The 12,514-nt window shown below is 63.6% G+C and carries 14 protein-coding genes; 6 read left to right on the forward strand and 8 right to left on the reverse strand.

Going from position 1 to position 12,514, the window contains the following annotated elements; genetic code table 11:
* Window positions 1-24: 24 nt before the first annotated feature.
* The 8 genes from LVD10_RS12775 to LVD10_RS12810 form a co-directional block, all read right to left on the reverse strand.
* Window positions 25-1,368, reverse strand: a complete 1,344-nt coding sequence (locus LVD10_RS12775) for an ATP-binding protein (protein ID WP_232941492.1) — start codon at window positions 1,366-1,368, stop codon at window positions 25-27.
* 24 nt (window positions 1,369-1,392) lie between these two features.
* Window positions 1,393-2,067 (reverse strand): response regulator transcription factor, encoded by a 675-nt coding sequence (locus LVD10_RS12780; protein ID WP_232941491.1) that lies wholly within the window; start codon window positions 2,065-2,067, stop codon window positions 1,393-1,395.
* A 37-nt stretch (window positions 2,068-2,104) separates the two neighbouring features.
* Window positions 2,105-2,443: a PepSY domain-containing protein gene (locus tag LVD10_RS12785; RefSeq protein WP_232941490.1), complete on the reverse strand. Its 339-nt coding sequence runs from the start codon at window positions 2,441-2,443 to the stop codon at window positions 2,105-2,107.
* Between the two features lie 107 nt (window positions 2,444-2,550).
* Entirely contained in the window at window positions 2,551-3,087 is a 537-nt protein-coding gene (locus tag LVD10_RS12790) for a glycine zipper 2TM domain-containing protein (protein WP_237063881.1), read from the reverse strand.
* A gap of 93 nt (window positions 3,088-3,180) precedes the next feature.
* Window positions 3,181-3,882 carry an alpha/beta fold hydrolase gene (locus LVD10_RS12795; protein ID WP_237063882.1) on the reverse strand — a complete coding sequence of 234 codons (702 nt, stop codon included), beginning with the start codon at window positions 3,880-3,882 and terminating at the stop codon, window positions 3,181-3,183.
* A 91-nt stretch (window positions 3,883-3,973) separates the two neighbouring features.
* A complete protein-coding gene (locus LVD10_RS12800) occupies window positions 3,974-5,341 on the reverse strand; it encodes an L-cystine transporter (RefSeq protein ID WP_237063883.1) in 1,368 nt (455 codons plus the stop codon).
* A 157-nt stretch (window positions 5,342-5,498) separates the two neighbouring features.
* Window positions 5,499-5,936 (reverse strand): TlpA family protein disulfide reductase, encoded by a 438-nt coding sequence (locus LVD10_RS12805; RefSeq protein WP_232941486.1) that lies wholly within the window; start codon window positions 5,934-5,936, stop codon window positions 5,499-5,501.
* Window positions 5,911-7,353 carry a YihY family inner membrane protein gene (locus LVD10_RS12810; protein ID WP_237063885.1) on the reverse strand — a complete coding sequence of 481 codons (1,443 nt, stop codon included), beginning with the start codon at window positions 7,351-7,353 and terminating at the stop codon, window positions 5,911-5,913. Before LVD10_RS12810 ends, LVD10_RS12805 begins: the two co-directional genes overlap by 26 nt.
* A gap of 121 nt (window positions 7,354-7,474) precedes the next feature.
* Here LVD10_RS12810 and arsC point away from each other — a divergent pair, with 121 nt between their 5' ends.
* From arsC to LVD10_RS12840, 6 genes are all read left to right on the forward strand, one after another.
* Window positions 7,475-7,819, forward strand: a complete 345-nt coding sequence (arsC, locus tag LVD10_RS12815; protein WP_232941484.1) for an arsenate reductase (glutaredoxin) — start codon at window positions 7,475-7,477, stop codon at window positions 7,817-7,819.
* A complete protein-coding gene (wrbA, locus tag LVD10_RS12820; protein ID WP_237063887.1) occupies window positions 7,819-8,433 on the forward strand; it encodes an NAD(P)H:quinone oxidoreductase in 615 nt (204 codons plus the stop codon). Before arsC ends, wrbA begins: the two co-directional genes overlap by 1 nt.
* The gene (locus LVD10_RS12825; protein WP_232941482.1) at window positions 8,430-8,777 is read left to right on the forward strand and encodes a DUF2069 domain-containing protein; all 348 of its coding nucleotides are present in this window, start codon (window positions 8,430-8,432) and stop codon (window positions 8,775-8,777) included. The genes wrbA and LVD10_RS12825 overlap by 4 nt, the downstream gene beginning before the upstream one ends.
* Before the next feature lie 60 nt (window positions 8,778-8,837).
* Window positions 8,838-10,697: a signal peptide peptidase SppA gene (sppA, locus tag LVD10_RS12830; RefSeq protein WP_232941481.1), complete on the forward strand. Its 1,860-nt coding sequence runs from the start codon at window positions 8,838-8,840 to the stop codon at window positions 10,695-10,697.
* A gap of 245 nt (window positions 10,698-10,942) precedes the next feature.
* Window positions 10,943-11,686, forward strand: a complete 744-nt coding sequence (locus LVD10_RS12835) for an RT0821/Lpp0805 family surface protein (protein ID WP_232941480.1) — start codon at window positions 10,943-10,945, stop codon at window positions 11,684-11,686.
* Window positions 11,687-12,027: 341 nt separating this feature from the next.
* Window positions 12,028-12,483: a nuclear transport factor 2 family protein gene (locus tag LVD10_RS12840; protein WP_232941479.1), complete on the forward strand. Its 456-nt coding sequence runs from the start codon at window positions 12,028-12,030 to the stop codon at window positions 12,481-12,483.
* The last annotated feature ends 31 nt before the right edge of the window (window positions 12,484-12,514 follow it).

A 12,514-nucleotide genomic window follows, 5' to 3' on the forward strand; every position in this document is an offset into this window, starting at 1 on the left:
GGACCTGGCACCCAGCATAGTGGTTCAGAGATCCACGCGGATTTCCGCCCCGCCCAGGGCCGATTCCCCCACCGAGATCTCGCCCTTGTAGCTCTCGACGATATCGACCACCACCGCGAGGCCGATGCCCTGCCCCTGTTGCTGCTGGTCGGCGCGCACGCCCCGCTCGGTAACCCGTTCCCAGTAATCGGCGCTGATCCCGGGGCCGTTGTCACCCACCGTCAGCTGCAGGCTGCGGTTGTCATCGCCGTTGGCCACCCGCACGGCGATCTTGCCGTCGCCGTATTTGTAGGCGTTGTCCAGCAGGTTGCCCAGCAGTTCCATCAGGTCGCCCTCGTCACCGTAGAAGAGTGCACCGTCCGCGCAATCCACTTCCACCTCGGCCGGCTTGTCCCGGTATACCTTCTCCAGCGCGTCGAGGATCTTGCCCAGCAGCGGCCTGATCTCCACCCCGCGCAGGATCGACTTGGGTGAGCTGGCGACGGCCCGCTGCAGCTGGTAACTGATGATGCTGTCCATGCGCTGCACCTGCTCGATCAGGTTGGAGTAGGCCTCGCGCGGGTCGCGGGAAAAATTCAGGCCCTTCAGCACCGCCAGCGGCGTCTTCAGGCTGTGGGCAAGGTCGGCCAGGGTATGTCGGGTCTTCTCACGCTGGCGCCGCTCGTTCTCGATCAGCAGGTTCAGGTTGTCGGTCAGCGGTTTCAGTTCCCGCGGGAAGTTGCCCTGCAACCGGTCACTGCCACCGCGCTGCATCTCCCGCAACGATTCCGCCACCGCCCTCAGTGGCGCGAGTCCCCAGCGCATGACCAGCCACTGGGTCACCACCAGCAACAGCGCGCCCAAGCCCAGCCAGCGCCAGATGGTGGAGCGGAACTGTTCCACCTGCGCCTGCATGGGAGCGGCATCCTCGAGCACGATAAAGGTGTAGCGCTGCTCGTTGTCCAGGCCCCAGGCAATGCCCTGGCGGAAAGTGCTGTACAGGCCGCTCTTGCCCAGGCTCATCTGCGCAAAGACCTCGCGCCCCTGTGGCAGCGGGTGCGAGGGCAGCTGGTCCATCGCCAGCGCCGATTCGGAGCGCCAGATGATGCGCCCGCGCTGGTCCGCCACCACCCCCACCAGGCCCGAGTCCGGCTGGTTAAAGCGCTGTTCCGGCAGCGCCGGCGGCAGCCGCAGGCTGTCGCCCTCCGGCTCCGCCACCGCCAGCAGGGTATAGACGTGCAACTGCAGCTCGCGCTTCTTGGCCTCGGCCAGGGAGGTGCGGTAAGCGTGCTGGAGTACCGTGGAAATCAATACGAGAAAGGCCACCAGCACGAGCGTGGTGACCAGCGAGAGCCGTCCCTTGAGGGAATTGAGCCAGGAGGAGAGCACGGATTGTCTAACCGGTTACAGCGTTTATTCGGGAGCCACGAAGCGATAACCGCGACCGCGCAGCGTCTGGATGGGGCCGGCAGCCCCGGCGGCATCGAGCTTCTTGCGCAGGCGGCCGATAAACACCTCGATCACGTTGCTGTCGCGGTCGCAGTCCTGCTCGTAAATATGCTCGGTCAGGGTCGTCTTGGAAACCACCTCATCCGGGTGCAGCATCAGGTATTCCAGAACCTTGTACTCAAACGAGGTGAGGTCCAGCTCCGCATCGTCCACCCGCACCCGCTGCGACGAGGTATCCATCACAATGGGCCCGGCCTTGATGCTGGGGGAGGAAAAACCGGCGGAGCGCCGCACCAGCGCATTCAGCCGCGCCAGCAATTCCTCGGTATGGAAAGGCTTGACCAGGTAATCATCGCCACCGGCTTCCAGCCCCTTGACCCGCTCCTGCCAGTGGCCACGGGCGGTCAGGATCAGGATGGGAAAATGCTTGTCCTCGCGGCGCAGGGTCTCGATCACCTGGATACCGTCGACGCCCGGCAGGCCCAGGTCCATCACCGCCACGTCGTAGGGAAATTCGCGGCCGTAGTACAGGGCCTCATTGCCGTCCGGGGCCTCATCCACTGTATAGCCCGCATCGCGCAGGGAATTCGCCAGCTGCTTGCGCAGCAGCTCCTCATCTTCCACCAACAGTGCGCGCATGGCTTCCCCCTCTGCTCAAATTCATTTTACCGGCGGCTCAGCGCATGATGCGGCCGCTCTGCTTATCCACGTAGACCACGTAAACCTGGCTTTTATCCGAGAGTCCCTTTACCCGGTAGGCCGGGCGACCCTTGCGGCTGGTCTCCGATACCGCCAGTATCTTGCCGCCGTAGCGGCGCTTGACCAGCGCTGCCGCCTGCTCGCGGGATATCTCGCGCTTCTGGACCTTGAGGATCCTGACCTGCAGGTGGTCCGCCTGTGCGGCCTGCGGCGCAACCACCGGCGGCACGGACGCCTGCAGGGGCGCGGCGCACAGGGCGATAAAGAGTGCCAATACAACACGCGCCTGACGGCAAAGGGCACAGATGGATTTCACGGTGCAGCTCCTGGTAGCACGTTCGCGGTACTTGCATTCAGTACCGAATTCTCTGGCAGTACTGGTTACTTCTTCGCTGGGCGTCACGGTCTCCCCGCGCACAGGCATCACCAGGCGGGGGCCACGTCGACGCGAACCCTGATTCTATCGCCAGGATGGCGATCCGTGCGAGTCATATATTCCCGCCCATTATAACGATAGCGGACATCGTACCCGACCAGCTCGCGGCGGGTGACATATTCGTCTACAGTCTGGCAGCGCTGCTCGGTCACGTAGCGAGCATTGTTGCGGCTGCTGATGCCGTGGCCGATAGTGGCACCAATGGCGGCACCGGCGAGTGTCCGCGCATTGCGGCCGCGCCGGTGGTGCCCGGCCTTGTTGCCCACGGCCGCGCCAATCAGGCCGCCGATCAGGGTGCCGGCCGCGGAGCCGCGGCCCGGATAGGCAACCTGCTCTTCCCAGCACTGGGTGCGGGGTTCCAGTACCTGGATATCGTTGTAAACGGGAATAGCATCGGTTACGCGGGCAAAGTCGTATTCACCGCGGTCGCCGTAATAGCCACTGCCGCCGGCACTGACAGTGGCACTGAAGCCCACCAGCGCACCTACCACTACCGCAAACAGGAATTTCTTGTTCAGAAGCATGATCGGTCTCCCATTGATCATCGATGGGAGCACTTTAAGCGGGGATCACTGAATCGAACCTGAATCCGGCGGAACCCGGCCCGGGGAAAGTGGTCAGGCGTCCAGCCAGCGCCGGATCTCAAGGGCCAGGGGGCGCGGTTGCTCCAGCGGCAGCATATGGCCTGCGCCGGGCACCTCCCGCAGCGCCACATCGGGCCGCCGCTGCTGCAGGTCATCGAGCCACCCGCGCGTGACCAGTGCGTCATGCTCACCGAAACAGAAAGTCACGGGGATTGGTACATCGGCCAGCTCGCGCGCCAAGTCCGCCCGCTCACTGGTGGCACCCAGCTGTGCCACCAGGGCTTTCTCGCCCAGGCTGGCGTCCATGGCGCGCATGATAGCCGCAATGTCGTCCCGGCCCCGGTTCTCCGGCGCCAGCATGGCGGCTATTTTGCGGTCGCTGATACCACCGTAGCCATTGCGCGACACCCAGTTCAGCAGCTGCCGGCGCTGCTTCAGCTCGGTGTCCGGCAGGGCGCAGGGGGTGTTGGAACAGATAAACAGCCGCGCCACCCGCTCCGGGTGGGCGCAGGCCAGTGCCGCCGCCAGGTAGCCCCCCAGTGAGAAGCCCAGCAGGTTTACCGGCTTGTCCGGTAGCGCCGCGGCCAGCGCCCGAACCAGTGTCGCGACACTGTCACCGCCGGGGATGGCCTGGTGCCGGGGCTGCAGGGGGGCAAGTTGCGGCCACAGCGATCCCCACAGGCGTTCGTCGCACATGGTGCCCGGAATCATTACCAGTGGAGGCTGTGACGTCATGGCATCTTCCCCTAACCCGCTCCCTGCCCTGCTTTCCTGCGGCCACTCTCGGCCATTACCGCGTTGCAGTTTCCCGCACTACCCTGCCGGCTCAGTCCGGCAGGGCCTCTTCTGCCGCAGGCAGGCTGGCGCCCAGCCAGCGCTGGGACAGGGTACCCGCGGTCATGGCACCGTTCACGTTCAGCGCCGTGCGCGCCATGTCGATCAGCGGCTCCACCGAGATCAGCAGCGCGGCAATGGTTACCGGCAACCCCATGGTGGGCAACACCACCAGCGCGGCAAAGGTCGCGCCGCCACCGACACCGGCGATACCGAACGAGCTGATTACCACCACCGCCACCAGGCTGGCCAGCCACAGAGGATCCAGCACATCGATGCCCATGGGCACCGCCACCATCACCGCCAGCATGGCGGGGTAGATACCCGCGCAACCATTCTGGCCGATGGTCGCCCCGAAGGAGGCAGAGAAGTTGGCAATCGCCGGCGAATTCCCCAGTTCATCAATCTGGGTTTCCACATTCAGCGGAATGGTCGCCGCACTGGAGCGGGAGCTGAAGGCGAACACCAGCACCGGCCACACTTTGGCAAAATAGTGCAGCGGACTAATGCCATTGGCCAGCAGCAGCAGGCCATGCACCAGGAACATCAGGCCGATGGCCACGAACGAGGCCACCACAAAACTGAGCAGGTTGACGATATCCGCCCAGCTGGAGCTGGCAATCAGTTCCGCCACCAGGGCCATGATGCCGTAGGGTGTGAATGCCATCACCAGGCGCACCAGTTTCATTACCCAGACCTGGGCCACCGCCACGGCAGATTCAATCTTTGCCCCTTGCTCAGGGTTTTCCCGGCGCACTCCCAGGGCCGCCAGCCCCAGCAACACCGCGAAAACCACCACCGCGATCACCGACGTATCGCGGGTACCGGCCAGGTCCGCAAAAATATTCTCGGGAATAAAGGATACCAGGATTTCCGGGACACCCAGTTCACTGACGCGGCCCATGCGCTCGCCCAGCACCTCGGCCCGGGCCGCCTCACGGGAGCCCTCCACCAGCCCGTCGGCGGACAGGCCGAACAACTGCGCCATGGCAACGCCAACCAGCGCCGCCACCGCGGTGGTCCCCAGTAACACCGCCAGCACCGACACACTGATCTTGCCCAGCGACTGGGTATTGCTCACCCGCACCACCGCCGCCAGGATCGAAACCAGCACCAGGGGCATCACCAGGACGTACAGCAGGTTCACATAACCATCGCCCAGCACCGCGATCCAGGGCAGGACCTCGGCCGGCACCGCGCCCCAGTCCCGCGCCAGCTGCAGCAAGCCGCCAAACAGCAGGCCCAGAACCAGGCCGGCGAACACGGCCGGCGCCAGGCTGTCGTGGCGGCGGTGCCAGAGATGCAGCGGCCACAACAGGACGAAAAACAGCGCGAGGAACAGAAAAGAAGTCAGGTGCATTGCCACCCCGGTAACATCAGCCAATGGAAATCGCGCGGGATGCTAACAACCCGGACGCACCAACATATAGTTACTTTCGTTATAGCCTTAGAAGCAGATCACCTTGGATTGCGCAGGGCGAGGCTTCAGTGCGAGTGCTGTATTACCGGAACCGGGATCAATGCGCGTTATCGTCCGCGGCCAGGTTGTCAACGGCCCGGCCCAGGTCCGCCTCTGTCTGCGGGCCCACCAGGGTAGTCACCCAGCGGCCATCGCTGCCGATCACCAGGGTGCTGGGCAATACCGACGGGCGCTGCTGGCCCCACGTAGCTGCCGGGTCCGTCGCCAGCACCGGGAACTCGATGCCGAGCTTGCCGGCCTGTTCGCGGGCTTGTTCCGCCGGCGGTGCATCGTAATTGACCCCCAGCACCAGGACATTGTCATGGGCGCGGTCGAAACGGTTGAGTTCGGGGATTTCCTCGCGGCAGGGAGCGCACCACTCGGCCCAGTAATTCACCAGCAGCACCTTGCCGCCGGTATCGACAGATTCACCATCGATAGTGGCCAGAGCCTGTTCCCGGTCGTCGCGGTCACACCCGCTTATTGCGGCGGCCAAAAAAAGACAGGCTGCCCATGGTTTCACTGCTGCCGGCTTCCTCTTTACCCGTTTTACCGGCTTTGCCGGCCGCGGACTTACTGCTTTCAGTCGCACTCTTGTCACTCCCGCGCTTGCTCCTGGTTTTTCTGTTTCTCGTAGTGGTGCCGCCGCTTTTGCCACGCGACCCGCCCGCCCCGCCGGACTTGTCGGCGTCGCTGTCGCCGCTGGTACCACGAAACAGCTCGGCGACACTCATCGCCAGCTGTTCACCGGTAAATTCCCGCACGGCGCTGAAACGCTTTTCCACTTCGCCGAACCACGGCTGGTCCTGCAAGGCCGCATGGCTGGCCGAAGTCAGCGGGGCCGGGTTCATCCAGCCGGCCAGCTGCATCAGGGAAATGGAATCCAGGTCGCGCTGCAGGACAAAGTCATTGCGATCGTTCTGGGTAAATACCTTGTGGCGTTGCAGTACCTCGCGAATCCGTCGCCACTGCGCCGGCTTGATACCCGCACGGGAAATATCCTGGTCCCGCAGGGGCAGACCGTGCTGGTACTTGCGGAAGGCTTCCCACAGCAACACCAGGGTCGCCATCACGTCAGAATATTTCCTGCCCTGTGCCGCCGCATCGTATGCCGAGAGCATCCGCACGAGCACACACCCGGCCAGCACGATCATCCACAGCAGGAAAATCCACATCAGGAACAATGGCACGAAAGCGAAGGCCCCGTAGATGGCCTGTACCGAGCTGCGGGCTACCATGATTCCGAACAGGACTTTGGCCAATTCAAAGGCGAAGGCAGTGATGACGCCCCCCGCGATGCCGTGGCGCAGCGGCACACGGCAGTTAGGCACGGCAGTGAACAACAGGGTGAATGCGATCGTGGTAAAAAGGAAAGGCAGCAGGCGCAGTACCATGGGCACCAGTCCCAGGGTGCCCTCTTCCGGCAGGAACAATTTTTGCGAAATCAGGTAGGTGGACATAACCAGCCCGGCACCCAGCAGGATGGGACCCAGGCTGAGGATGGCCCAGTAAAGCAGGAAGCTGGATACGCCGCTACGGCCGCGCGGGATATCCCAGATGGCGTTGAAGGTGGCCTCGATATTGCGCAGCATCAGGCCAGCAGTAACCATCAGGATTGCCACACCGGGCCCTGTAAGCCGCTGCGCCTGGGCCGAGAAGCTGCTGATGTATTCCTGGACTTCACGGCCGCTGGCCGGCACCAGGTGCTCGAAGATCTGCTGCTGCAACCGGTTTTCCAGCCCGGCAAAATCCGGGAACAGGGACAGCATGGCGTAGCTCACGGTCACCAGCGGTACAATGGCGAACAGGGTCATGTAAGTGAGCGCCGCCGCATTCTGGCGGCAGTTCTTCTCGTTGAACAGCGTCCACAGGGAAACCAGGAAGCGACGCCAGCGGTGTACCTGTTCGGTCATGGGGATTTCCATTTCTCGCGTTCTGCGGCGAATACCTCCGCGCCGCCAGTGACAGGGATTGTTTGTCAGGGGCTTTTATCAAGCCATAGAATACGCCAAACCATAACAGGATACCCAAGCCATGTGGACGATTTACCACAACCCACGTTGTTCAAAATCTCGCCAGACCCTGCAGTTATTACAGGAAAAGGGCGTCGAACCGGAGGTAGTGCTCTACCTGGAGACCCCGCCGGACGCGGACACCCTGAATGCGCTGCTGCAGAAGCTGGGCATTGGCGCGCGCCAGTTACTGCGTACCGGAGAGGACGCCTATAAGGAACTTGGCCTGAAGGACAAAGAGCTGCCCGATGAAAAACTGGTTAAGGCGATGGTGGAGCATCCCAAGCTGATCCAGCGCCCGATCGTGGTGAAAGGCGACCGCGCTGTGCTGGGCCGTCCGCCGGAAAACGTACTGGAGCTGCTCTGATGGCGCGGGGTTCCGACGACTACATACTGGTACTCTACTACAGCCGCAGTGGCTCTACCGCGCGCATGGCGGCAGAGATCGCCCGCGGCGTGGAATCCGCCGGTGTCCCGGCACGGCTGCGCACAGTTCCGCCGGTTTCACCGGACACCGAGGCCAGCGCGCCCCCAGTACCCGATGAGGGCGCGCCCTACTGCCGCCCGGAGGAACTGCGCGACTGCGCCGGGCTGCTGATGGGCAGCCCCACCCGCTTTGGCAACATGGCTGCACCGCTGCGCTATTTCCTCGACCAGACCGGGGATATGTGGCTGGACGGCAGCCTGGCGGGCAAGCCCGCCGGTGTGTTCACCTCCACCGGCAGTATCCACGGCGGCCAGGAGACCACCCTGCTGTCAATGATGCTGCCACTGCTGCACCACGGTATGCTGATAGCCGGTATTCCCTACTCCGAGGCGCGGCTGATGCGTACCACCAGTGGCGGCACGCCCTACGGCGCCTCGCACTGGGCTGGTGGCAGCGAAGGCGCGCAACTGACTGAAGACGAAATTGCACTCTGTCGCGCCCAGGGCGCGCGGGTCGCGGAACTGGTGAACAAGCTGGGAGAGCGCGGCCAATGAGCGAATCCGTCGCCCGCAAACTGAAAATGGGGCAGCGCCTGAACTGGGCCTGCTATATCGGCCTGCTGGTCCTGTTCGCAGTCTGGAACCTGTTCCTGGAAGGGGGCTCACTCGCGCTCTGGATCCTGCAGACGGCCCCCCTGCTACTGGTGCTGCCGGGTATGCTCAAGCAGCGGTACCGCAGCTACCTGTGGCTGTGCTTGATCCTGCTGGTCTACATCTGCGCCAGCATTGTCGACGTAATGATGGCCGGGCGCGGCTGGCAGGATGGCGCCCTGCTGGCACTTAGCCTTACCCTGTTCTTCTCTGCCATGATGACCAGTCGCTGGCAGCGTATGGTGTAATTGGCGCACACCGCCCGGTGCCCGCGTGCGGCCCGCTCTCAAGACAAGGAGACAAGAGGTTTGACCGAATCAACCCACCACAAAGGATTCATCCGCCGGTTCTTCGGTGGCATTGGCGGTGCCATCACCTGGCTGCGCCGGGTGTTCACCAACCTGCTGTTCCTGCTGGTCCTGCTGTTCATCGGCATGGTGATTTTCGGCAAGGAAGAGCAGCTCACCATTCCCCAGGGCGCGGCCCTGCGTGTGGCCCCCACCGGTTTCCTGGTGGATGAGATGTCGCCACCGCGCAGCTTCCCGGGCCTGCTCGGCGGACCGCCGGGACCGGTGGAGACCCGGGTGAAGGACGTGGTGGATGCCATTGATTTCGCCGCCAGGGACAAGCGCATCTCCTCGGTGGTACTGGAGCTGGACTACTTGATGGGCGCCAACCTCAGCAAGCTCGAGGAGATCGGCGCGGCCCTGCAGCGCTTCAAGGCCGCCGACAAGCCCGTCTACGCCATCGGTGACAACTACACCCAGGCGCAGTACTTCCTCGCCAGCCATGCCGACAAGATCTACCTGAACCCCATGGGCTCGGTGCTGCTGACCGGGTTCGGCAGCTACCGCAACTACTTCAAGAGCGCGCTGGACAAGCTCAAGGTAAACTTCCATGTCTTCCGCGTGGGCGACTACAAGGACTTTATCGAGCCCTACACCCGGGACGACATGTCGCCGGCCTCGCGGGACAACAACCAGCGCTGGCTGAACGAGCTGTGGACCGAGTACACCGAGCAGGTAACCGGCCTGCGCAACCTGCCGCCAGAGACCCTTGACGGTTTTATCAATGAACTGCCCCAGCGCCTGTCCGCCAATGACGGCAGCTGGGCCGAGGCCGCGCTGGAACAGCAGCTGGTGGATGAGCTGGCCGGTCGCCGGGTGGCCATCGACGCCCTCCGGAAAGCCATCGGCGAAGGCGAGGATGAGATCGGCTACAAGGGTATCGATGCCAACAAGTACCTGCGCAACCAGAAACTCACCCATATCCCCACACCGACCGCGAACAAGGTGGGCCTGATCGCTGCCACCGGCTCCATTGTCGATGGCGAGGCCCCCGCCGGGCAGATCGGCAGCGCCTCCCTGGGCAAACTGATCCGCCAGGCCCGCGAAAAGGAAGTGAAGGCACTGGTATTGCGGGTCGACAGTGGTGGCGGCTCCGCCTTTGCCTCCGAGGCCATCCGCCAGGAGCTCCTCGCCACCCGCGAAGCCGGTATCCCGGTGGTGCTTTCCATGGGCAGCGTGGCCGCTTCCGGCGGCTACTGGATTGCCACCGGCGCCGACCGCATCTGGGCCGCACCGTCCACTATCACCGGCTCGATCGGCGTATTCGGTGCCTTCCCCACTTTCGAGGAATCCCTCGAGTCACTGGGCATATACAACGACGGCGTGGGCACTACCGAGCTGTCGGGCGCCATGCGACTCGACCGCCCCCTGTCGGAATCCGCCGCCAACATCCTCCAGCAGGGGGTGGAAAACACCTATACCCGCTTCCTGCGCATCGTCGCCGAAGCCCGCGGCTCAACCCCCGAGGAGGTCCACAAGATCGCCCAGGGCCAGGTGTGGACCGGTCGCGCTGCCCAGCAGCTGGGCCTGGTGGATGAGCTGGGCTACCTGGACGACGCCATCGCCTCAGCCGCGCAGTTGGCAGAGCTCGAGGACTATGAGGTACTGGAGATCAAGCGCCAGCTGACACCGGGCCAGCGGCTGATGCAGGCACTCTCGGAGAATATCGACGCCAGCGTGGCGGCGAGCCTCCAGGCCAACCTGCCCCTGGGCGCCTGGCTGAGCAGCCTGCAACCAGCCCTGGAGCCCCTCGCCGAGCTGCGCAACTTCCGCGACCCGCGGGCCCTGTATGCCCGCTGCCTGGCCTGTAGCTCTCCCTGATCCCCATCTTCTGCCGGGGTATGCAGCCCCGGCGGACGCACTGCTCTCCCTGACCGGTCATCCAAAAGGGTGACCCCGGTCGCATCCCCTGCCCCCCACCCTCCAATACGATGGAACCAATTGGTAAAATTGGCGACTTACGACCGGCGCCTGAAAACACACCAATACGCCGGCGCCCCGGGTGCCCCAGCACCAGGCACACCGACGACAAACCATTAGATCAAAATTCAAGCAACGAGGGGCCCATGAAAAAGCTCGCGATAATGACTTCCCTGATCCTGTGCGGCAGCCTTTCCGCTGCCGTATTCGCCGAGCCACCGGAGGGCCGCGGTTGGAAGAAGCACCACAAGCACAAGCACAAACACGAGCACTATGTCCGCAAGGAAGAGTACTGGGACGGCAACTGCAAGGTGGAGCGCAAATGGGAGCGCGACGGCGACTACAAGGAAGAGCGCAAGTGCCGCGGCGACCGTTACTACGACGACCACCACCATGACCGCGTCGCCGTGGCCGTATTGCCGCCTTGGTTCGACCAGCGCGCGCCGGAACCGGAGTACCGCCCGGAATGGCGCCCCGCACCGCAGGCCACCGCGACCCGCTGCAACAGCGATAAAGTGGGCAGCGTACTGGGCGGCATAGTCGGCGGCGTGATCGGTAACCAGATCGGTGACGGCCGCGGCAGGACAGCCGCCACCATCGGCGGCGCCATTGCCGGCGTACTGATCGGCGGCAAGATCGGCGAGCGCATGGACCAGCGCAACCAGGCCTGCGTGGCCCAGGCACTGGAATTCGCTCCCGAGGGCGAACGCATCACCTGGGACAGCCAGCAGGGCAATGAACGCTACGCGGTCACCCCGGGCCCGGTCCACCAGCGCGGCGACAGCTACTGCCGCCCCTTCACCGCCGAGGTGATGGGCTCCGGCGAGCCGGTGGTAACCCAGGGCTCCGCCTGCCGCCGCCCGGACGGCACCTGGGTGCAGTCCCTGTAAACCTCCCCGCTGGGAGGGGCCGGCCACAACCGCCGGCCCCTCCTCAGGAAGGGCCCGGCTGCGGTTCCCCGCACCCTGACCTCCCGCCAAGCCACCCGCTCCCCGACACCAACGCGTCCTCGTGCCCGCAGGCCCTACCCGGATAATGCGAACCTGCTCCCACGGCACTCCTGCACCCGCCACCCGGTCATAGCCATCGCCGGCCATTTATGGCTAGATACAATTTATTCGTGGCGAGGACTGCCCCTGAACACGGCCGTAAGCCCGAGTGAAGGGCCCGGGAATAATGACAGGGCCCTCCCTGTATCAAAGAAAAACTTTTTACACTGAAAGGGATTTTTATGTTCAAGGTATTGGTACTTTTGACCCTGACTTTCATGGTGTCAGCAGTTTCCCACGCAGGCACGCCCACCGATGAGGAGAGTATCAGGAGAGCCGTACTGGACTATATCGAGTCACAGCACAAGGTTCAGCCGGGCCTGGCAAAGAGAGGGCTCGACAGGGACCTGGCCAAGAGAACCTACTGGCTGGACGACAAGGGCAAGGAGTTCATCCTAGAGACGGATTACGAGGACATGCTGGAGCTGGCGGCGGCCTACAACAAGGACGGTGACCGGTTTCCCGAGGAACCGAAAGTCGAAATCGAGATTTTTGATATTGACCAGAGGACGGCCTCAGTAAAGCTCACAGTAGATGAGTGGATCGATTACATGCACCTGTACAAGACCAGAGCCGGCGACTGGAAAATCATCAACGTACTGTGGCAGTTTCACGATACCAGCCGGCAGAAGTCCTAGCCCGACACACTGGCTCTAGCGGTTCGCTATA

This window comes from Microbulbifer zhoushanensis (genome assembly GCF_021729055.1).
In the GTDB taxonomy this organism is placed as follows: Bacteria; Pseudomonadota; Gammaproteobacteria; order Pseudomonadales; family Cellvibrionaceae; genus Microbulbifer; species Microbulbifer zhoushanensis.